We start from the raw sequence: 21,423 nt of genomic DNA, 5'->3' as shown, positions 1-21,423 counted from the left end.
AATACTCCGACTGCCGTCTTGTGGTGGCCTGCCATGCTATCTGATCGTGCCTGCGGGGTATCAAGTCAGCGCAACGCGCCACTTCGCCTACCGAGTCACTCAAAGCTTGCCGTGCATTGTGCTACTTGCCTGCCAGCATCGGTAAGGCATTGAAACCCACCGAACTGTCACTGGCCCATCGTACTCAAGACCCAATGATATCGACACTACACCAGATGGGGGCTGGCAACCATTGCTTAAAGCCCGACAATGGACTATTGCGCCGATAGACAGCCTGCATCAGCCAGCGCTGCGACTCGCCCGGACACATTGGCGCCAGTCTGGACGAGCATCGCATGGCTCGCCTTAACCCGCGATGAAGCATGCGACCAGCAACGTGGAAATCTCGCCACCGCGAGCCGATGCCTGCCGCGTGCAGCGGCATGCAAGGACACTGACCGTCTCGTCAGCCCTTGAAGCCCTGCCCCAGCAGATAGACTTCGCGTGAGCGTGCACGCGACGCTTCCGGCTTGCGGGTCACGACCTTCTTGAAGCTGCCACGCATGTCTTTCAGATAGGCATCGAATCCCTCGCCCTGGAAGACCTTGACCAGGAAATTGCCGCCCGGCTTGAGGGTCTGGCGCGCCAGATCCAGCGCCAGCTCGACCAGATACATGCCGGCAGGCTGATCGATCGCGCTCATGCCGCTCATGTTGGGCGCCATGTCGGAGATCACGAGGTCCACCGGGCGGTCACCCAGGGTGGCCAGAATCTGGTTCAGCACGGCCTCTTCGGTGAAGTCGCCCTGAATGAAGTCGACACCGGCCAGGGCGTCCATCTCGAGAATGTCGGAGGCGATGACCACGCCTTCCATGCCGACGCGGTCCGCAGCGATCTGGCTCCAGCCACCGGGGGCTGCGCCAAGGTCGATGACGGTGGCGCCCGGCTTGAGCAGGCGGTCCTTGTCATCGATTTCAATCAGTTTGTAGCTGGCACGGGAACGATAACCGTCGGCCCAGCTGCGCTGGACATAGGCGTCATCAAAGTGTTCCTTCATCCAGCCAGCACTGCTCTTGCTGGGGTGAGCCACGTTGTCACCTGGAATGTCGGGGAAAATCGAATACTGGCGGGAGATAGCGCGGGGGATAACGACGACACGAAAGGCGTGGCAAGCATGCGCACGGGTCGTGTCATGAGCGTCGTCATGGAGTAGAATGGCGGGTCCTGCGCGCGGTTCCGCCCGTGGGCACAGACATTGCCTGCGCAACAGACGGGTTCACACCCCTGGATTTCAAGCCCTGGAGTCGACCCTGTCTTTCGCTACGCTCCCCGCTCCCATCGGACGCCAACAGGGAAACTTTACGATACCATGAGCTTGTCACAGTCACAAAAGAAAGCATTTCGCAGCATCGGGCACCATCTTGACCCGATCGTCACCGTCTCGGAAAACGGCCTTTCCGAAGGCGTCGTGACCGAACTGGAGCGCGCACTGCACGATCACGAACTGATCAAGCTGAAGCTGGCGATCAACGATCGCGAAGCGCGCGGCGAGGTGGCTCGCCACCTGTGCAGCGAAACCGGCGCGACCCTGATCCAGAGCATCGGCAAGATCGCTCTGCTGTATCGCCGCAACCCGCAGGCCAAGCCGAAGCTGTCGAACGTACAGCGCTTCAGCGAGAAGTAAGCCGCCGGGCCCAGGCCTGACGAGGCTCACCTCGCACGCCACGCCTGCCGCAGACAGAAACGCCGCCCTCATCGAGAGCGGCGTTTCTGTTTTCTGTTGCTGACAATCACGACCTGATGACGATGGGAGCCGCCTGCCTAAAGGATTTCGTGCCCGCGGGCCAAAAAAACAGCCCTGCCGGGGTTACCGGCAGGGCTGTCACGACATCAGGATCTGACAAATCAGAGGCGATGCTCTTCAGATGTAACGTACTTCAGATGTGACGTGCTTCAGATGTGATGCACTTCGGAGATTTCATACTCCACATCGCCACCCGGGGTACGCACGACCACGACATCCCCTTCTTCCTTGCCGATCAGCGCACGCGCGATCGGAGAGGTGACGGAGATCTTGCCGTCCTTGATGCTGGCTTCATCTTCGCCAACGATGCGATAGCGCACTTCGCTATCGTCATCGAGGTTCATCAGGTCGACCGTGGTACCGAAGATCACCTTGCCTGTCTTCGGCAACTTGGTGACGTCGATCACCTGGGACATGGAGAGCTTGGACTCGATCTCCTGGATACGACCCTCGATGAAACCCTGCTGTTCACGCGCGGCGTGGTACTCGGCATTCTCCTTGAGATCGCCGTGCTCACGGGCTTCCGCGATGTCAGCGATGACCCGGGGACGCTCAGTGCCCTTTAGGTGCTCGAGCTCCTTGCGAAGGCGGTCTTCGCCTTCGACGGTCATCGGACTTCTACTCATATCATGACTCCTGCATGCATATCCTGGAGACGACGGACCTTGACGTCGTTGCCGTAGGCAAGCGCCATGCACACGGCATTGGCACCCGCCAGCGTCGTGGCGTAGGGCACCTTGTGCGCCAGCGCCGTGCGACGGATCACGGACGAGTCATTGATGGCCTGACGTCCCTCTGTGGTGTTGACGATATAGGCGATCTCGCCGTTCTTGATCATGTCGACGATATGCGGCCGCCCTTCGAACACCTTGTTGACGGGTTCAACCTCGAGGCCGGCAGCGGCGATCACCTCTGCCGTGCCACGGGTAGCACAAAGCGTAAAGCCTAATGTTACCAGAGAGCGGGCCACCTCGATAACGCCCGCCTTGTCGAACTCACGCACGGACAGGAAGGCCTTGCGATCGCCAGTCAGGGTCGGGATGGCTTCACCGGCACCCAGCTGCGCCTTGTAGAAGGCTTCCGCGAAGGTATCGCCGGAGCCCATCACTTCGCCGGTGGACTTCATTTCCGGCGACAGGATCGGGTCGACCCCCGGGAACTTGGCGAACGGCAGCACCGCTTCCTTCACACTGTAGAAGGTCGGCACGATTTCCTGGGTGAAACCGATCTCTTCCAGGGTCTGGCCGGCCATGCAGCGTGCGGCGATCTGCGCCAGCGACTGGCCGATGCACTTGGAGACGAACGGCACGGTACGTGAAGCGCGCGGGTTGACCTCGATGACGTAGATCACGCCATCCTGCCAGGCCAGCTGCACGTTCATCAGGCCGACGACGTTGAGCTCCAGCGCCATGCGCTTGACCTGCTCACGCATCTCTTCCTGGACGTCTGCCGGCAGCGAGTACGGCGGCAGAGCGCACGCGGAGTCACCGGAGTGGATACCGGCCTGCTCGATGTGCTGCATGATGGCGCCAATCACGACCTGCTTGCCGTCGGACACCGCATCGATGTCGACCTCGATGGCCGCGTTCAGGAAGTGGTCCAGCAGCACCGGCGAGTCATTGGAGACCTTGACCGCGTGGGTCATGTAGTTCTCGAGCTCGGCGGCGGAGTAGACGATTTCCATCGCGCGGCCGCCCAGCACGTAGCTCGGGCGCACCACCAGCGGATAACCGATGACCTCGGCCTTGACGAAGGCTTCCTCGAAGCTGCGCGCGGTGGTGTTTTCCGGCTGGATCAGACCGAGCTTCTCGATCATCTGCTGGAAACGCTCGCGGTCTTCGGCGCGGTCGATGGCGTCCGGCGTGGTGCCGATGATCGGCACACCGGCGGCTTCGAGCTCACGCGCCAGCTTCAGCGGCGTCTGGCCACCGAACTGGACGATGACACCGACCGGCTGTTCCTTGTCGGCGATCTCCAGCACGTCTTCCAGGGTGACCGGCTCGAAGTAGAGGCGATCGGAAGTGTCGTAGTCGGTGGACACGGTTTCCGGGTTGCAGTTGACCATGATGGTCTCGTAGCCGTCCGCGCGCATGGCGAGGGAGGCGTGGACACAGCAGTAGTCGAACTCGATGCCCTGACCGATACGGTTCGGACCGCCACCCAGCACCATGATCTTCTTCTTGTCGCTGACTTCCGCCTCGCACTCTTCCTCATAGGTGGAGTACATGTAGGCGGTGTCGGACGCGAATTCGGCGGCACAGGTGTCGACGCGCTTGTAGACCGGACGGATGCCCTGCTTCTGACGGTGCTTGCGGAAGGCCTTCTCGGACACGCCCATCAGACGCGCCAGACGCGCATCGCTGAAGCCCTTGCGCTTGAGACGGAACAGACGATCAGCGTCCATCTCGCCCAGCGAGCTTGCGGCCACTGCGCCTTCCTGAGCGATCAGGTCGGCCAGCTGCACCAGGTACCAGCGGTCGATGTTGGTGAGGCGGAAGATCTCTTCGATATCGAGACCGGCACGCATGGCATCGGCGATGTAGAAGATACGCTCGGCACCGGCGGCCTGCAGCTCGCCCTTGATACGCGCCATGTTCTCGTCGCTGAAGTTCTCGACGATCGGATCGAGACCATCAACGCCGGTCTCCATGCCACGCAGCGCCTTCTGCAGGGATTCCTGGAAGGTACGGCCGATGGCCATGACTTCGCCGACCGACTTCATCTGCGTGGTCAGGCGGTCATTGGCCTGCGGGAACTTCTCGAAGGTGAAGCGCGGAATCTTGGTGACGACGTAATCGATGGACGGCTCGAAGGACGCCGGCGTCTTGCCACCGGTGATGTCGTTCTGCAGCTCGTCCAGGGTGTAGCCGACGGCCAGCTTGGCGGCGATCTTGGCGATCGGGAAGCCGGTCGCCTTGGAAGCCAGCGCCGAGGAACGCGACACGCGCGGGTTCATCTCGATCACGACCATGCGGCCAGTGTCCGGGCAGATGCCGAACTGGACGTTGGAGCCGCCGGTCTCGACGCCGATCTCACGCAGAACGGCCAGCGATGCATCACGCATCAGCTGGTATTCCTTGTCGGTCAGGGTCTGGGCCGGGGCGACGGTGATGGAGTCGCCGGTGTGCACGCCCATCGGGTCGAAGTTCTCGATGGCGCAGACGATGATGCAGTTGTCGTTCTTGTCACGAACGACTTCCATCTCGTATTCCTTCCAGCCCAGCAGCGATTCGTCGATCAACAGCTCGCGGGTCGGCGACAGCTCGAAGCCGCGATGGCAGATCTCTTCGAATTCTTCACGGTTGTACGCCACGCCGCCGCCGGAACCGCCCATGGTGAAGCTGGGACGGATGATGGACGGGAAGCCCAGCTCGGCCTGGATTTCCCAGGCTTCTTCCATGGAGTGCGCGACCTTGGCCTTCGGGCACGCCAGACCGATCTTCTTCATCGCCTTGTCGAAGCGATCACGGTCTTCGGCCTTGTCGATGGTGTCGGCGTTGGCACCGATCATCTCGACACCGTACTGCTCGAGCACGCCTTCGCGCTCCAGCGCCAGCGCACAGTTCAGCGCGGTCTGGCCGCCCATGGTCGGCAGGATGGCGTCCGGGCGCTCCTTCTCGATGATGCGCGCCACGGTTTCCCAGGTGATCGGCTCGATGTAGGTCGCATCGGCCATCACCGGGTCGGTCATGATGGTTGCCGGGTTGGAGTTGACCAGGATGACCCGGTAACCCTCTTCACGCAGGGCCTTGCAGGCCTGTGCGCCGGAATAGTCGAACTCGCACGCCTGGCCGATGACGATGGGGCCGGCGCCGATGATCAGGATGCTGTTTAGGTCTGTACGTTTCGGCATGTCTCTTCCCGCAATGATCTGGTGACTGAACTCAACGATGGATCAGGCCCTCGGGCCTGCGCTCGGCTCAGCGTCGCGCGCGCATCATCTCGATGAAACGATCGAACAGCGGGGCGACGTCCTGCGGGCCGGGACTGGCTTCCGGGTGGCCCTGGAAGCTGAAGGCCGGGCGGTCGGTACGCTCGATGCCCTGCAGGCTACCGTCAAACAGCGACTTGTGCGTCGCGCGCAGGCTGCTCGGCATGCCCGCCTCATCCACTGCGAAGCCGTGGTTCTGACTGGTGATCATCACCACACCGCTGTCGAGGTCCTGCACCGGGTGGTTGGCACCATGGTGACCGTGGCCCATCTTGACCGTGCTCGCGCCGGAGGCCAGTGCCAGCAGCTGGTGACCCAGGCAGATGCCGAAGACCGGCGTGTCGGTCTCGAGCACTTCACGAATCGCGGTGATGGCGTAGTCGCAGGGCTCGGGGTCGCCCGGGCCGTTGGACAGGAAGACGCCATCCGGATTGAACGCCAACACCTCGGCGGCAGGCGTCTGCGCCGGCACGACGGTCAGGCGGCAGCCGCGGGAGGCCAGCATGCGCAGGATGTTGTGCTTGACGCCGTAGTCATAGGCGACCACGTGGAAGGGACGCTCGGACTCACGGGTATCGGCGTAGCCTTCGCCCAGTGTCCATTCGCCTTCGTGCCACTCGAACTGCTCGCTGCAGGAGGCTTCCTTGGCCAGGTCCATGCCCTTCAGACCCGGGAAGGCGCGTGCCGCTTCCAGCGCGCGTTCCACGGCGTCCTCACCCTGGGCATCTTCACCGGCGAGGATGGCACCGTTCAGGGAGCCCTTCTCGCGCAGGATGCGCGTCAGGCGACGCGTGTCGATATCAGCGATGCCGACGACATTCTCGTCGCGCAGGTACTGATCGAGGGAGCGAGTGGAACGGAAGTTGCTGGCCAGCAGCGGGAGGTCGCGGATGACCAGGCCGGCGGCTGCGACGCTGTCGGACTCGGTGTCCTCGTCGTTGATGCCGGTATTGCCGATGTGCGGATACGTCAGAGTGACGATCTGTCGGGTGTAGGAGGGATCGGTCAGGATTTCCTGGTAGCCGGTCATGGCAGTGTTGAACACTACCTCGCCGCTGGTCTGCCCATCAGCACCGATGGCGCTGCCGTGAAATACACTGCCGTCTTCCAAGGCCAGTATCGCGGGTTTGATCAACGCAACGTCCTCCCCATAGTGTCCACTTTCCTGCCCGGAATCCGCGGTCGAACACCGGACATGCTGCTTGATTATCGTGCTCGGCATTCGCCGAGCCTGTGTCCCGCTGCCGACTTCTGCCAGATGCCTGTCACTGGACAGACGCGCGCCAGAAGCGGCAAATTCAGGTTGCAAAAAAGCGGGACGAAACCGAAAAATCAGGTTTCATCCCGCTTGTTATCATTCTTCGGAATGCTGCTGGCCCGAGCGCTGCCAAAACGGCAACCAATAGGGCGGCCAAGAACGTGGCCAAATTGGGTAGAGATTACCGGAATCCTTGAGTGCTGACCACCCCGCGCATGCCCCGCCAGCAGGCGACAAGGCCCACGATACGGTCGTTTCGTCGCCGCGGTCAGCTTGACGAAACCCTTGGCCGAGCCGGGACACTGCACAGCGCTTGTAAAGCGACGCAGTCCAGCGGCGCAAGGCGGCCAGAATGGCTCACGCGTGCGCCGCATCCTGCCCACCGAGACAGCTTTCAAGAAATTCTCCTGAATGTCGCCAGACTGTCATCTCAGCGCTTGGCTCTCCATTCCGCTCACCACTTTGCTCTCTACTTCGCTCACTTGAGCCCCAGCACATCCTGCATGTCATAGCGGCCGACTTCGCGCCCTGACAGCCATTCAGCCGCGCGTGCCGCGCCCTTGGCGAAGGTCATGCGGCTCGACGCCTTGTGGGTGATCTCGATGCGCTCGCCTTCGGTGGCGAACATCACGGTGTGCTCACCGACGATGTCACCGGCACGCACGGTGGCGAAGCCGATTTCCTTGTCGGTACGCGGGCCGCACTGACCTTCACGAGCGAAGACACCATGGGTGGCGAGATCACGCCCGATGGAGTGTGCCACGGCTTCGCCCATCGCCAGCGCCGTGCCGGAGGGGGCATCGACCTTGTGGCGGTGGTGCGCCTCGATGATCTCGATGTCGTAGCCAGCATCGCCCAGGGCACGCGCAGCGGTTTCCAGTAGCTTGAGGGTCAGGTTGACGCCGGAGCTCATGTTGGCCGCGAACACGAAGGGCACGCTGTCACGGTAGCCATCCAGCTGCTCGAGCTGCTCCGGCGTGAAACCGGTCGTGCCGATCACCATGCGCTTGCCGTGCTCGGCGCACAGCGCCAGGTTGGCCAGCGTCACCTGCGGTGCGGTGAAATCGATCACCACATCGAAGTCATCCACCACGGCAGCCAGACTGTCGCTGGCGACCACGCCCAGACGACCCTGACCGGCCAGCTCACCGATGTCGACGCCCGCCAGGGAGCTGCCGGATTCGACGATGCCCGCCGCCAGCGTCAGACCTTCCACTGCACCGACGGCCTCGACCAACGTGCGTCCCATGCGTCCGGCGACGCCCATGATTGCGATACGGGTCATGCTGACTCCTGCCTGTTGTGGGTCTTGAGGGTGACCGCCCGCGAGCATGCCCCGAGCGTGCCACCTATGCTGTGCCACGAGTATATCAGCCGCCTGCAGCGTTGGCTGACGTCATGTATTTGTGCCGGTTACGCGCTAGAGTAGCCTCGTACCAGGTTGTCTCCTGTTGATCGTCATTTTTCTCATCACCGCTCAGTCTCCGGAGTCAGCATGCCTGCACGCCAATCCCCCGCCTCGCGCCGCTGGCGCATGCTCCAGACCCTCGCTGTCACCACGGCGCTCGCCGGCCTGTTGAGCGCCTGCGGCGTTCACCCGCGCCCCTACACGCTGGCATCGCCGGAACAGAAGAGCGAGTTCCCGGAAATCCAGTGGTGCGGCACGCTCAGGCTGCCGGGCAAATGGCTGGATGACACCCCCGTCGGTGGCCTGTCGGACATCGGCTGGGACCAGGACGAGTCACTGCTGTATGCCGTGTCGGACCGCGGCTGGCTGCATCGTCTGCGGCTCGCCTTCCGCCACGGTGAGCTGGTCGGGGCCAAGGCGCTCAATACCTACACCCTGCGCGACGAGACCGATGTCTCGCTGCGCGGCGCCCTCAGTGATGCCGAGGGCCTGCAGCTGCTGCGCGCGAACAATGAGCGCCGCGGCGATTCCCGCCTGGTGATCAGCTTCGAGCAGCAGCCACGCGTCGAGCACTTCCTGCCCAGCGGCCTGGCCGTCAGCGAGCCTTTCACCCCGATGGGTGCGCGTGGCGCGGCGCCCAACAACGGCATGGAAGCCCTGACCCTGCACCCGGAATACGGCATGCTCGCCGGGCTGGAAGCCACACCCGAAGGCATGAGCGACGGCATGACGCGCATCTTCAGCCTCGACGACAAGCACGAGTGGAGCTACCCGCTGGCCAGCGACACCGGCTCGAGCCTGACCGCGATGGAGATGCTGCCCGATGGTGACATGCTGATGCTGGAGCGCGCCTTCTCGCCGCCCTTCCCGCTGGTGATCAGTCTGCGCCGCGCGCATCTCGGCGAGCCCGGCACCCAGGCCGAGGTGCGCACCCTGGCACGCCTGTCGAGCGGCGATGGCTGGTCGCTGGACAACTTCGAAGGGCTGACGCACCTGGAAGGCAATCGCTTCCTGATGATCTCGGATGACAACTTCAGCAGCTTCCAGACCACGCTGCTGAGCTGCTTTGCCGTCATCGAGCCCGAGGCCTTCACGGCTGAATCAGCGCCGGAGTAGCCATGCCCCCGGGCTGTGTTACTGGGCTGAATTGCTGGACTGAGCCACTGGTCCGAGTTACCAGAATGAGCCACCGAGCCTGAAACGCGAGAGCCCCGCACTCGACAAGTCGAATGCGGGGCTCTCTGGCATGAAGGCCATCCACGGGCTGGCCCGCGGACGGCAAGGCGAATGCCTAGGGCTTCATGTCTTCGAAGAACTTCTTCACGCCATCGAAGAAGCTGTTCTCCTTCGGTGAATGGCTCTTGCCGGTATCACCGAGGCTCTGCTGGAACTGACGCAACAGCTCCTTCTGCTCTTCATTCAAGCTGACCGGGGTCTCGATGACCACCTTGCACAGCAGGTCCCCGGCGGGGCCGCCGCGCACCGGCTTGACGCCCTTGCCGCGCAGACGGAACAGCTTGCCGGTCTGGGTCTCGGCCGGAATCTTCAGCACGACACGTCCGTCGAGGGTCGGCACGTTGAGCTCACCGCCCAGCGCCGCATCGACGAAGCTGATCGGCACTTCACACTGCAGGTGACGACCATCGCGCTTGAAGATCTCGTGCTCGCGCAGGTTGACCTGCACATACAGATCACCTGACGGCCCGCCGTTGACACCGCCCTCGCCTTCGCCGTTCAGGCGGATGCGGTCGCCGGTGTCGACGCCCGGCGGAATCTTGACCGAGAGGGTCTTGGATTCCTGGACGCGGCCTTCGCCGTGACACTTGCGGCACGGCACGCTGATCTTCTCGCCACGACCGTGGCAGGTCGGACACGCCTGCTCGACCGCGAAGAAGCCCTGCTGCATGCGCACCTTGCCCATGCCATTGCAGGTCGGGCAGGTTTCCTTGCTGGAACCCGGCTCGGCACCATCGCCATCGCAGTGGCCACAGGCCGCCAGACGCGGCACGCGGATATCGACCGTGGTACCGGCAACCGCCGATTCCAGATCGAGGTCCAGGTTGTAACGCAGGTCGCTGCCGCGCTGCGGAGCGTTCGGGTTGCGACGACCACCGCCGCCACCGAAGATGTCACCGAAGACATCGCCGAACACATCGCCGAAGCCGCCGGCACCACCACCGCCAAAGCCGCCGCCACCGAAGCCACCGCCGCCCTGACCATCGACACCGGCATGACCGAACTGGTCATAGGCGGCGCGCTTGTCAGCATCGGACAGCACTTCGTAGGCTTCAGAGACTTCACGGAACTTCTCGGCCGAAGTTTCATCATCCGGGTTGCGGTCCGGGTGATGCTTCTGGGCCAGGCGTCGGTACGCCTTCTTGATGTCCTTGGTGTCGGCGCCACGCTCGACACCAAGCACTTCGTAATAATCACGCTTGGACATGGATCAGGTCCGCCTGGATTGCTGGCAGCCTGAGGCTGCCGGTCTGTTCTGGAATGCCGGTTGTCACCGGTGGCTCGCGGCTAGCGCAAGGCGCCACCGATGCAAACGACAACGCGGGACACCTTCACAAGGCTCCCGCGCTGTCATCAGACGTCGTTCAAGAAATCCCTCAGGACTTCTTGTCGTCGTTGACTTCCTCGTACTCGGCGTCAACCACGTCGTCGTCCTGCTTCTTGCCAGCCTGACCTTCGGCAGCCTGCTCACCCTGGGCGCCCTGTTCGGCGTAGAGCTTCTGCGCCAGGTTGCCGGACGCTTCGGTCAGTGCATCCAGCTTGGCCTGGATCGCATCCTTGTCGTCGCCTTTCAGGGCTTCTTCCAGCTCGGAGATCGCCGTCTCGATGGCTTCCTTCTCGCTGGCTTCGGCCTTGTCACCGGCTTCGGTCAGGGTCTTCTTGGTCGCGTGAATCATGCCGTCGGCCTGATTGCGCAGCTGGACCATTTCCTCGAACTTCTTGTCTTCGTCGGCGTTGGCTTCCGCGTCACGCACCATCTGTTCGATCTCGTCGTCGGACAGGCCGCCGGAAGACTTGATGACGATGGACTGCTCCTTGCCGGTCGCCTTGTCCTTGGCGGACACGTTCAGGATACCGTTGGCATCCAGGTCGAAGGCGACTTCGATCTGCGGCACACCGCGCGGTGCCGGCGGAATGTCGGCCAGGTCGAAGCGACCCAGAGACTTGTTCTGCGCAGCCTGCTTGCGCTCACCCTGCAGGACGTGGATGGTCACCGCGCCCTGGTTGTCGTCAGCGGTGGAGAACACCTGAGACTTCTTGGTCGGGATGGTGGTGTTCTTCTCGATCAGCGGCGTCAGCACGCCACCCATGGTCTCGATACCGAGGGTCAGCGGGGTCACGTCCAGCAGCAGCACGTCCTTGACGTCGCCGCCCAGCACGCCGCCCTGGATACCGGCGCCGACGGCGACCGCTTCATCCGGGTTGACGTCCTTGCGAGCTTCCTTGCCGAAGAACTCGGCCACCTTGGACTGCACCAGCGGCATGCGGGTCTGACCACCGACCAGGATGACGTCGTCGATCTCGGAGGCGGACAGGCCGGCGTCGGACAGCGCGGTCTGGCACGGCTTCAGGGAGCGTGCGACCAGGTCGTCGACCAGAGACTCGAGCTTGGAACGGGTCACCTTGACGTTCAGGTGCTTCGGACCGGTGTTGTCAGCCGTGATGTACGGCAGGTTCACGTCGGTCTGCTGAGCGCTGGACAGCTCGATCTTGGCCTTCTCGGCGGCTTCCTTCAGACGCTGCATGGCGAGGTTGTCGCCGGACAGATCGATACCGCTGTCTGCCTTGAACTGGTCAACCAGGTAGTTGATCAGGTGCATGTCGAAATCTTCACCACCCAGGAAGGTGTCGCCGTTGGTGGCGAGCACTTCGAACTGGGTCTCACCGTCGACGTCGGCGACTTCGATGATGGAGATATCGAAGGTACCGCCGCCCAGGTCGTAGACCGCGATGGTCTTGTCACCACGAGACTTGTCCATGCCGTAGGCGAGGGCTGCGGCAGTCGGCTCGTTGATGATGCGCTTGACGTCAAGACCCGCGATGCGGCCGGCGTCCTTGGTCGCCTGACGCTGGGAATCGTTGAAGTAGGCCGGCACGGTAATGACGGCTTCGGTGACTTCTTCACCGAGGTAGTCTTCCGCGGTCTTCTTCATCTTCTTGAGGATTTCCGCACTGATCTGCGGCGGTGCCATCTTCTTGTCTTTCACCTGCACCCAGGCGTCGCCGTTGTCGGCTTCGACAATCTTGTACGGCACCATCTTGATGTCTTTCTGAACCACATCATCCTTGAACTTGCGACCGATCAGGCGCTTGACCGCGAAGAGAGTGTTCTCCGGGTTGGTCACTGCCTGACGCTTGGCCGACTGGCCGACCAGAATCTCGTTGTCGTCGGTGTAAGCGATGATGGACGGTGTGGTGCGACCGCCTTCAGCGTTTTCGATGACCTTGGTTTTCTCGCCGTCGAGCACTGCCACACAGGAGTTGGTAGTACCCAAGTCAATACCGATGATGCGTCCCATAATCGTATACCTCGAATCTGTTGCTAGCCTGAAAGATAAGTCTGGATGTCGGCACCTTGTGTCGGTGCCTGAACTTGTTTCTCTAGATGGGGTCGCGTGTCAGGGTTTCAAGACCCGGCCGGGCAAATTTTCCCGGGCCGGATCGCCCTGAGCCCCCACAGGGCGCGATCCAACGCCTATCGGGCGTCGGGAGCGCGCAGGCCTCAGGAGGCCTTGCTGACTGCCACCATCGCCGGGCGCACCAGGCGGCCATTGAGGGTGTAACCCTTCTGCATCACGTCGATGACGCTGTTCGGCTCCGCGTCCGGGGACGGCACCATGGCGACAGCCTGATGGTATTCCGGATCGAAGGGCTCGCCATGCGGATCCAGCTGCTCGACGCCTGACTTGTTCAGGGCATCCAGCTGCATTTTCAAGGTCATCTCGATGCCTTCGACGTGGGTCTTGGCCGCTTCGTCACCCGACATGGATTCCAGTGCCTTCTCGAGGGAATCCACCACCGGCAGCATTTCCTTGACGAACTTCTCCAGCGCGAACTTGCGCGCCTTCTCGGCGTCCTGCTCGGCACGACGGCGCGCGTTCTGCGCATCGGCAGCCGCACGCAGTGCCTGGTCCTTGGCTTCCTTGACGGCCTGCTCAAGCTCTTCGACCTGGGCGGCCAGCATCTCGGCTTCCGGGTTGTCCACCAGAGAGCCTTCGGCGCCGGTATCGTCGGCATCCAGTACGTTGTCGATCACTTCACCTTCCGGCGTTTCCGGCTGCGGCTCGGCATCGCGAGCGGCACGCTGAAGCTCTTCATCCATCGGGGTCTGCGGGTCCTGAGCCATGCTGATCTCCTGCGGGCCGGCGTCTATGCGCCATTGCCCTGATTCGTGGCCTGCTGAGCTTGTCGCGAAGCATCACGCGTACTGGCTGACAGACAGGCCATGAGTTGCCTTGAGAGGCAGCAAGGCCAGGCCATTGCTGCCGACTGAAAGTGTCAGTGCCTCTATATGGGGACAGCACATCGCTTCTCAAGCCTTGCCGCAGGCTTTTCTCCCCACTGAGTCCGGCATGGATTGAAGGCCACCCGAACGTGCTGTATAAAAAGCCATGTTCACTGTATAAACATACTGTATGGCGACACCGTAGCCCGCCCATCGAGTCCGGGTCCGCTGATGTTCCCCCAGCACGGCGTACGTCAAAGCCCCCCTCGGAGGTAGTCATGCTGCTGCAACTCGCCATCCAAGATTTTGCCATCGTCGAAACGCTGGAACTCGATTTCCGCCGCGGCATGACCGCCATCACCGGCGAGACCGGTGCCGGCAAGTCCATCCTGCTCGGCGCCCTCGGCCTGTGCCTGGGCGAGCGTGCCGATGCCGGCAGCGTGCGGCATGGCGCCGACCGCGCCGACCTCATCGCGCGTTTCGATATCAGTGAGCTTGGCGACGCCCGTCAGTGGCTGGATGAGCGCGAACTGGGCAGCGACGACTGCCTGCTGCGTCGCGTCATCACCGCCAGCGGCCGCTCCAAGGCCTGGATCAACGGCACGCCCTGCACCATCGCCGACCTGCGCGAGCTGGGCGAGCACCTGATCGACATCCACTCCCAGCACGCCCATCACTCCCTGCTCAAGGAAGAGACGCATCTGCGTCAGCTCGACGAATATGCGGGCCTGGAGACTCAGGCTGCCCAGTTGCGCGAGGACTTCCGTCACTGGCAGGAGGCGCATCGTCGCCTCAAACGCATGAGCAATGATGGCGATGAGGTGCGTGCACGTCGCCAGCTGCTGCGCTATCAGGTCGAGGAGCTCGATGAACTGGCGCTGTGCGAAGGGGAGCTGGAAGCCCTGGAGCAGGAGCAGGAAACGCTGGCCAATGCCGAGCAGATTCTGGCCGAGGCGCAGTCCGCCGCCGAATGCTGTGATCACGACGAAGAAGGTGCGCTGTCACGCCTCAACCAGGCCCTGGCACGTCTGGCGCATCTGCCGGGCAACGAGCATGGCTCACTGGCCAGTGCACTGGGTATGCTCGAGGAAGCGCGCATCCAGATAGAAGAAGCGGCGCGCGAGCTGCACCGCTTCGTGGAAGTCACCGAACTCGACCCCGAGCGCCTCGCCTTCGTCGATGAGCGCCTGAGCCGCATTCACCAGATCGCGCGCAAGCATCATGTGATGCCGGACGAGCTGCATGGCCTTCATCAGCGCCTGAGCGAAGAACTCGACGGCCTGGGTGGCGATGAGGAGGCCATCGAAGCCTTGCGCGAAGAAGTGGCTCAGCGTCGCGAGGCCTGGAAGGGGCTGGCGAGTGAGGTGAGCGCCAAACGCGCCACCGCCGCCCCGCAACTGGCCAGCGACATCCAGGACCAGCTGGCCTTCCTCGGCATGGGCAAGGCCACCTTCGAGGTCGCCATCGAGGCGCGGGAGCGCCCGCAGCCCGAAGGCATGGAGCGTATCCACTTCCGCATCAGCGCCAACCCGGGCCAGCCGCCACGTGCGCTGGCCAAGGTCGCCTCCGGCGGTGAGCTCTCGCGTGTATCACTGGCGATCCAGGTCGTGGCCGCCAGTCGCTCGACCATCCCCAGCCTGGTCTTCGATGAAGTCGATGTCGGCATCTCCGGCGCTACCGCCGAGATCGTCGGCCAGCTGCTGCGTCGCCTGGGCGACAAGGGCCAGGTGCTGACCGTCACTCACCTGCCGCAGGTCGCCGCACAGGCGCATCAGCACCTGCATATAGAGAAGCAGGCCGAGAAGGACACGACCCGCACCCATATGGCGCTGCTGAATGAAAGCGGCCGTGTGCGCGAGCTGGCACGCATGCTGGGCGGCATTCATCTCTCCGAGCAGACCCTCGCCCACGCCCGCGAGATGCTCGGCGCTGCCGACAGCCGCCACTGAGCACTGTCGTCAAAGTCGCCGTCGCCGTCGCCGTCGCCGTCGCCGTCGCCGTTCATGCACTGCCAGCGACGTCCATTCGTCCAATGATGCTCCTCAACAAGACGAACGCCAGAGTCATGGATTGAGGAAACATGAACGCCAGATACACGAACGGCCGCCCTCAGGGGCGGCCGTTCGTGTATCTGGCCGGAGAAGGCTCTCCAGCCACGTCATCCCTGACGCAACCCGCGTCAGCTATCGCTCTTGTCGCCCTTGGGACGCACGTAGAGCACTAGCGCATGCTCGACCAGCTCATAGCCGTGCTCCTCGACGATCTCGCGCTGACGGCGCTCGATCTCGGGATCACAGAACTCTATGATCTCGCCGCTGTCCAGACATACCATGTGGTCATGGTGTTCTTCCTGGGACAGTTCGAAGACGGCGTGACCGCCATCGAAGTTGTGACGCATCACCAGTCCCGCTGTTTCAAACTGGGTGAGCACACGATAAACCGTCGCCAGACCGACATCTTCGCCAGCCTCAAGCAACGCCTTGTACACGTCCTCGGCACTCAGGTGTCGATCCGTCGATTTCTCGAGGATCTGCAGGATCTTGACTCGCGGTAGGGTTACCTTGAGTCCCGCCTTGCGCAGTTCATGGTTCTGATCGGCCATGCTGGGGTACTCTTCGCAGTCGCTTGATGTATCAGGTATGATCGGCCAAGGCAAAACGATAGGGAATCTTCAGGGCAAATGCAAAACTTGATCAAAACAGTCGCCTTTTGCAGCGCCCTGTCGCTGCTCACCGGGTGCAGCTACTTCAGCGTCTACAAGCGCGACCTTCCTCAGGGCAACCTGATCAAGCCGGAAATGGTCGAGCAATTGAAGCCGGGCATGAGCCGAGAACAGGTCATCTACGTGATGGGCTCACCGCTGCTGACCGCCCCCTTCAGTGAGGATAGCTGGGACTACGTCTATCGCCTCAAGAAAGCGGATGGCGAAATCATCAACAAGCGCGTGACGTTGACCTTCGCAGGCGATTCACTCTCCAACATCGACAAGAGCGGCGACATAGACCAGGAAACCGTCATCGTGCCGGACCTGGACATCGACCCTCGCGCGGCACAGCCTAACCGTGCTGAACCCAAGGCAGGCGCAGCCGACCTGCCTGAAGAGCGCTGATCACTGTCCTCTTCACTCAGTGACAAGCCAGAACAACAGCGGGGCACCTTGAAAGGTGCCCCGCTGTTTTTGATTCTCGCCTGCGTCTCGTCTTACTGAGCGGCGCGAGCGGCCTTGTCGGCGCGCCGCTTGCGCGCAAGCTTGGGGTCGGTGATCAAGGCGCGATAGACCTCGACCCGGTCCCCGGCGTCCAGCACATGCTCATCGGGCTTGCGCAGCGCCTTGCCGAAGATGCCCAGGTCCGCCTCGAGAAACACCTCGGCGGCAATCGTCGGAAAGTGCTGCTCCAGACGTGCCATGCGCACGGCCTCGCGCGCCGTGGTGCCGGGGGCGACCGCCAGCGAGACGATCTTCTGCTTGTCGGGCAGCGCATAGGCCACCTCGACCGTGATTCTGTCTGCCATGTCTGCTCCTTTGCTCTCGCCACCTTTATATACCACCTGTGCGATATATCACCTGCGCGGCGTTCCACCTTGGCCAACGGCCAGGTGTCAGCGCTGGGTATAGATCTGGTCAGCGCGACGCGTGAAGGCCTCGACCATCTGAGCGGCGACCTGACTGAACAGCTTGCCGAACGCCATGCCCAGCAGGCGATTGCTGAACTCGAAGTCCATCTCGAGCGAGACCTTGCAGGCATCTTCGCCCAGCGGCGTGAACAGCCAGGTCCCCTGCAGACGCTTGAAGGGGCCATCGACCAGATTCAGCTCTATCCGCTCGGGGGCATACAGGTCATTGCGCGTGACGAAGCTCTGCTGCATGCCTGCCTTGGACAGGGTGAGCCTGCCCTTGAGATGGTCCTCATCACGTTCCAGCAATTCCGCGTTGCTGCAGCCGGACAGGAATTCGGGATAACGCTCGAAATCATTGACCAGATCGAACATTGCCCGGGCCGAATGCCGCACCAGGGCAGACCGGTTGACCGTAGGCATCTAGCTCTCCGCTGACTTGGATACGCAGCATGCGTATCATGAACAATGGGCCGGCGCATGAAGTGCCGTCTGGCCTTGAATGGTAACACGCCTCCCCCCATCCAGAAGGATGTGCCATATCCACACTGGATGACGGCAGGCGCACACGACAAATGAGGCAACATGGGCAAGAAAAAGAAACCCGAACAGGGCGGCAATCTGATCGCCCAGAACAAGAAGGCACGCCACGAGTACCACATCGAGGAAACCTTCGAAGCGGGTCTGGTACTGGCAGGCTGGGAAGTGAAGGCGCTGCGCGCAGGCAAGGGCCAGCTGACCGATACCTATATCGTGATCAAGAATGCCGAAGCCTGGCTGCTGGGCTGCCACATCCACCCGCTGGAAACCGCCAACACCCACGCGGTGGCGGACCCGCAGCGCACGCGCAAGCTGCTGTTGCACAAGAAGCAGATCGCACGCATCTTCTCGCGCACCCAGGACAAGGGCCACACCTGTGTGCCGGTCAAGCTGTACTGGAAGAATGCGATCGTGAAGTGCGAGATCGCGCTGGTGGAAGGCAAGAAGCTGCACGACAAGCGCGCCACCGAGAAAGACCGTGACTGGAACCGTCAGAAGGCCCGTATCCTGCGCGACCGCTGAGGGCAGCGTGAGGCAGCTCACGCCAGCAAGCTACTGTCAGGTCAGAAATTTTCCTGAACGCTTGAACTGGCGTAGCACAGTCCCCACCTGTTATGATGAAGACGTAGCAACGCAGTAAAGTGGTAACACTGTTATGGGGGCGTTCTGGCATTCGACGCTGGTGGCAAACCCTGAGGTGCATGCCGAGATCGTAACGTATCTCGTAAATAAAACGTTGCAAATATATAGTCGCAAACGACGACAACTACGCTCTAGCTGCATAAGCTGCTCATGATACCGTTGCGCCTGTTCAAGGTGGATTGAGAACGAGCCCGTATAAACAGGATCGTCTTGGCCGACGTCTCTAAGGTCGAGATTAAAACTCAGAGAATCGCATTGCTGTAGCCTGTTCATTGGCGGCAGTAGTGTTAAATCAAATAATGAAACTAAGCATGTAGAGCCGAAGGCGGAGTGCCGGCGGACACGGGTTCGACTCCCGTCGCCTCCACCATATCCGTGACAGAAAGGCCTCCCTTCGGGGAGGCCTTTCTGTTTGTGGGCGATCAATTCTGGCTGGCCTTTTCCTGTCAGTGGCAGACCGCCCTAACGCCCCCCCCCCTCTCAAGTCACCCTCTCAGGCCTTCTCAAGCCCCTCCCTCAGGCCCGCTCAAGGCCCGGCAGCGGCCACGCAGGCGCCACAGCGCCCGCGATAGCCACCGCCTCGGCCTCAGGTCGCGCTGCCGCTCAGGCGCTCGCTGGTGCGGCGCACGCCGATCAGCAGCGGTGTTCCGGTGTCGGGATCGGGGATCAGGCGGCACTCGACCCCATAGAGCTTGCGCACCAGCTCCGGCGTCACCACCTCGGCGGGCGCACCCTCGGCGATCACGCGACCTGCGTGCATGGCCACGATGTGGTCGGCATAGCGGCAGGCACTGGCCAGATCATGCACCACCATCACGATGGTCTTGCCCTCTTCATGGGCCAGACGCTGGATCAGCTCGAAGACCTCGATCTGGTGGCCGAGATCCAGCGCCGAGGTCGGCTCATCCAGCAGCAGCAAGGGTGTCTGCTGTGCCAGCGCCATGGCGATCCAGGCACGCTGACGCTGCCCGCCGGACATCGAGGCCAGCTCACGGTCCGCCAGGCTCTCGATGTCGGCGGCGGCCATCGCCTCGGCCACCAGCCGCTGATCCTCCTCAGACCACTGACTCAGCGCGCCCTGATAGGGCTGACGACCGAAACGCACCAGCTCATGTACCGTCACCCCCTCGGGCGAATGCGTCTCCTGAGGCAGCAGCGCGATGCGCTGGGCCACTTCGCGCCGCTTATAGGCGTGAATATCCTTGCCTTCCAGCAGCACCGCACCTGACTCAGGCAACTGCAGGCGAGCCAGCCCTGCCAGCAGTGTCGACTTGCCACAGCCATTGGGCCCGACGATCGCCGTCACCTTGCCGTCGGGCAGCCCCAGGGTCAGCGAATCGATCACGGTGACATGGCGCTGGCGCGCGCCATAGCCCAGCGACAGCTCGTTCGCTCGCAGGGTATCGGTGGTGGCCGCGGCGTGGCGATCGGCCGGGGAATTCATCGCTCGCGGATCAAGCATCGTCTCAGCGCTCATGGCGCACTCTCCTGAAACATCATCGGCCGCTGGAACATCATCAGCCGCTGAAACATGTCGTGCGACGCTGAGCGACAAGGGCTGGCCCTGGGCCGCTCAGCAGGAAAATAGGGGCAACGGCTAGCGCGGACTGCGCAGCAGTATCCACAGCAGATAAGGGCTGCCGACCACGGCCATCACGATACCTACCGGGATTTCCAGTGGCGACAGCAGGGTGCGACCGGCAAGGTCTGCCAGCACCATCACCAGCGCGCCGGCCAGCGCCGAGGCCAGCAGCGGCACGCCCTTGTGGCGCGACAGGTAGCGTGCGATCTCGGGCCCCACCAGCGCCACCATGCCTACCGGCCCGGCCACCGCGACGGCCGCCGCCGTCAGCACGACCGACAACCACAGCGTGATCAGGCGTACACGCGACACCGGCTGTCCCAGCCCGGTCGCGACGCGGTCGGTGAAGCGCAGCGTATTCAGACCGCGCCCCAGCCAGAGTGCGATCGGCACGCCGATCAGCAGGGCCAGCCCGAGCCAGGTGAGCGAATCGGCATCACGCGCATTGAGGCTGCCGACCGTCCACGGGTAGGCGCTGTTGGCGGCATCGATGGAGACTCTTGCCAGCATCAGCTGCGTTCCGGCACCGAACAGCGCCCCGACCCCGATACCGGCGACCAGGAAGCGATAGCCGCGTGTGCCGATACCGCCGGAGAGCCCGAAGGCCAGCGCAGTGGCGATCACGGCACCGCTCAACGCCATCACCGGCGGCGCCAGCGAGATGCCCATCCCGACCACGGAGGCCACCGCGAAGGCGGTCGCGCCATTGTCGATGCCGATGATGCCGGGTGTCGCCAGACGATTGCCGGCCAGGGTCTGCATCAGACAGCCCGCCAGCGAGAAGGCAGCACCCGTGGCGATACCGGCCAGCAGACGCGGCAGGCGCAATTCCTGCACCACGAAGACGGTGGCGAACTCGCCGTGCCCGAAGGCCGCCTTGAAGGCATCCCACGGCCCAAGGCCGGCACTGCCCAGCATCAGCGAGGCGACACTGGCCATCAGCAGCGCCAGCAGCAGTATGCCGGCCGCCAGCAATGGCGCACGCAACAGCAGCAGGGACAGCTTGCCATGTCGCCACCAGAGCGTGCCGGTAGGGGCCGAGCGAAGGGGATCAAGCGGTGAAGGTCTAGACATCATCGATTCCAAACAAGGCCCTGTCAGGACAACGCCTGACAGGGCCGGTCGATTCAAGCAATGAGGCGATGGCGCCGGCATGCGCGCCAGCCTGGCCTCCATCATCGTTCACGCCGCAAGCGCCAGAGG

18 protein-coding genes and 1 other RNA gene are annotated in these 21,423 nt (G+C 62.8%); 6 read left to right on the top strand and 13 right to left on the bottom strand.

Annotated elements, in window-relative coordinates:
* Positions 1-445 precede the first annotated feature (445 nt).
* Entirely contained in the window at positions 446-1,069 is a 624-nt protein-coding gene (gene rlmE / locus AOG28_RS11150; protein WP_225347478.1) for a 23S rRNA (uridine(2552)-2'-O)-methyltransferase RlmE, read from the bottom strand.
* 279 nt (positions 1,070-1,348) lie between these two features.
* On the opposite strand from rlmE, the gene yhbY reads away from it, so the two are divergent.
* Positions 1,349-1,663 (top strand): ribosome assembly RNA-binding protein YhbY, encoded by a 315-nt coding sequence (gene yhbY, locus AOG28_RS11145; protein WP_043333380.1) that lies wholly within the window; start codon positions 1,349-1,351, stop codon positions 1,661-1,663.
* Between the two features lie 269 nt (positions 1,664-1,932).
* On the opposite strand, the gene greA is transcribed toward yhbY, so the two are convergent.
* From greA to dapB, 4 genes are all read right to left on the bottom strand, one after another.
* Positions 1,933-2,409 (bottom strand): transcription elongation factor GreA, encoded by a 477-nt coding sequence (gene greA, locus AOG28_RS11140; RefSeq protein ID WP_043333374.1) that lies wholly within the window; start codon positions 2,407-2,409, stop codon positions 1,933-1,935.
* Complete coding sequence (gene carB, locus AOG28_RS11135) at positions 2,406-5,636, bottom strand: carbamoyl-phosphate synthase large subunit (RefSeq protein WP_054556442.1); 3,231 nt, start codon at positions 5,634-5,636, stop codon at positions 2,406-2,408. The genes greA and carB overlap by 4 nt, the downstream gene beginning before the upstream one ends.
* A gap of 67 nt (positions 5,637-5,703) precedes the next feature.
* Entirely contained in the window at positions 5,704-6,849 is a 1,146-nt protein-coding gene (carA, locus tag AOG28_RS11130) for a glutamine-hydrolyzing carbamoyl-phosphate synthase small subunit (protein ID WP_054556441.1), read from the bottom strand.
* A gap of 601 nt (positions 6,850-7,450) precedes the next feature.
* A complete protein-coding gene (dapB, locus tag AOG28_RS11125; RefSeq protein WP_043333367.1) occupies positions 7,451-8,257 on the bottom strand; it encodes a 4-hydroxy-tetrahydrodipicolinate reductase in 807 nt (268 codons plus the stop codon).
* A gap of 210 nt (positions 8,258-8,467) precedes the next feature.
* Here dapB and AOG28_RS11120 point away from each other — a divergent pair, with 210 nt between their 5' ends.
* Positions 8,468-9,496 carry an esterase-like activity of phytase family protein gene (locus tag AOG28_RS11120; protein ID WP_054556440.1) on the top strand — a complete coding sequence of 343 codons (1,029 nt, stop codon included), beginning with the start codon at positions 8,468-8,470 and terminating at the stop codon, positions 9,494-9,496.
* A gap of 175 nt (positions 9,497-9,671) precedes the next feature.
* Here the strand turns inward: AOG28_RS11120 and dnaJ are convergent, their stop codons facing one another.
* The 3 genes from dnaJ to grpE all read right to left on the bottom strand — a co-directional run bounded on the left by dnaJ (position 9,672) and on the right by grpE (position 13,742).
* The gene (gene dnaJ, locus AOG28_RS11115) at positions 9,672-10,823 is read right to left on the bottom strand and encodes a molecular chaperone DnaJ (protein ID WP_043333362.1); all 1,152 of its coding nucleotides are present in this window, start codon (positions 10,821-10,823) and stop codon (positions 9,672-9,674) included.
* Positions 10,824-10,992: 169 nt separating this feature from the next.
* Positions 10,993-12,915 (bottom strand): molecular chaperone DnaK, encoded by a 1,923-nt coding sequence (dnaK, locus tag AOG28_RS11110; protein ID WP_043333360.1) that lies wholly within the window; start codon positions 12,913-12,915, stop codon positions 10,993-10,995.
* A gap of 203 nt (positions 12,916-13,118) precedes the next feature.
* Positions 13,119-13,742 carry a nucleotide exchange factor GrpE gene (grpE, locus tag AOG28_RS11105; protein WP_043333357.1) on the bottom strand — a complete coding sequence of 208 codons (624 nt, stop codon included), beginning with the start codon at positions 13,740-13,742 and terminating at the stop codon, positions 13,119-13,121.
* Between the two features lie 377 nt (positions 13,743-14,119).
* On the opposite strand from grpE, the gene recN reads away from it, so the two are divergent.
* The gene (recN, locus tag AOG28_RS11100; protein WP_054556439.1) at positions 14,120-15,790 is read left to right on the top strand and encodes a DNA repair protein RecN; all 1,671 of its coding nucleotides are present in this window, start codon (positions 14,120-14,122) and stop codon (positions 15,788-15,790) included.
* A 230-nt stretch (positions 15,791-16,020) separates the two neighbouring features.
* Here the strand turns inward: recN and fur are convergent, their stop codons facing one another.
* Positions 16,021-16,443 (bottom strand): ferric iron uptake transcriptional regulator, encoded by a 423-nt coding sequence (fur, locus tag AOG28_RS11095; protein WP_043333352.1) that lies wholly within the window; start codon positions 16,441-16,443, stop codon positions 16,021-16,023.
* 78 nt (positions 16,444-16,521) lie between these two features.
* On the opposite strand from fur, the gene AOG28_RS11090 reads away from it, so the two are divergent.
* On the top strand, positions 16,522-16,950 hold the full coding sequence (locus tag AOG28_RS11090; RefSeq protein WP_052384519.1) for an outer membrane protein assembly factor BamE: 429 nt from the start codon (positions 16,522-16,524) through the stop codon (positions 16,948-16,950).
* A 92-nt stretch (positions 16,951-17,042) separates the two neighbouring features.
* On the opposite strand, the gene AOG28_RS11085 is transcribed toward AOG28_RS11090, so the two are convergent.
* The gene (locus AOG28_RS11085; RefSeq protein ID WP_054556438.1) at positions 17,043-17,354 is read right to left on the bottom strand and encodes an RnfH family protein; all 312 of its coding nucleotides are present in this window, start codon (positions 17,352-17,354) and stop codon (positions 17,043-17,045) included.
* Positions 17,355-17,441: 87 nt separating this feature from the next.
* The gene (locus tag AOG28_RS11080; RefSeq protein ID WP_043333347.1) at positions 17,442-17,879 is read right to left on the bottom strand and encodes a type II toxin-antitoxin system RatA family toxin; all 438 of its coding nucleotides are present in this window, start codon (positions 17,877-17,879) and stop codon (positions 17,442-17,444) included.
* 162 nt (positions 17,880-18,041) lie between these two features.
* Here AOG28_RS11080 and smpB point away from each other — a divergent pair, with 162 nt between their 5' ends.
* Positions 18,042-18,518: an SsrA-binding protein SmpB gene (gene smpB / locus AOG28_RS11075; RefSeq protein WP_043333345.1), complete on the top strand. Its 477-nt coding sequence runs from the start codon at positions 18,042-18,044 to the stop codon at positions 18,516-18,518.
* 135 nt (positions 18,519-18,653) lie between these two features.
* Positions 18,654-19,008: a transfer-messenger RNA gene (gene ssrA, locus AOG28_RS17540) on the top strand.
* Between the two features lie 216 nt (positions 19,009-19,224).
* Here ssrA and AOG28_RS11070 read toward each other — a convergent pair.
* Positions 19,225-20,082 carry an ABC transporter ATP-binding protein gene (locus AOG28_RS11070; RefSeq protein WP_054556486.1) on the bottom strand — a complete coding sequence of 286 codons (858 nt, stop codon included), beginning with the start codon at positions 20,080-20,082 and terminating at the stop codon, positions 19,225-19,227.
* 153 nt (positions 20,083-20,235) lie between these two features.
* Positions 20,236-21,294, bottom strand: a complete 1,059-nt coding sequence (locus AOG28_RS11065; protein ID WP_082388719.1) for a FecCD family ABC transporter permease — start codon at positions 21,292-21,294, stop codon at positions 20,236-20,238.
* Positions 21,295-21,423: the final 129 nt, after the last annotated feature.

It is taken from the genome of Cobetia sp. UCD-24C (assembly GCF_001306765.1).
Lineage (GTDB): Bacteria > Pseudomonadota > Gammaproteobacteria > Pseudomonadales > Halomonadaceae > Cobetia > Cobetia amphilecti.
Note: the sequence above shows the minus strand (reverse complement) of the source record. Positions and strands in the feature narration are given on the sequence as shown.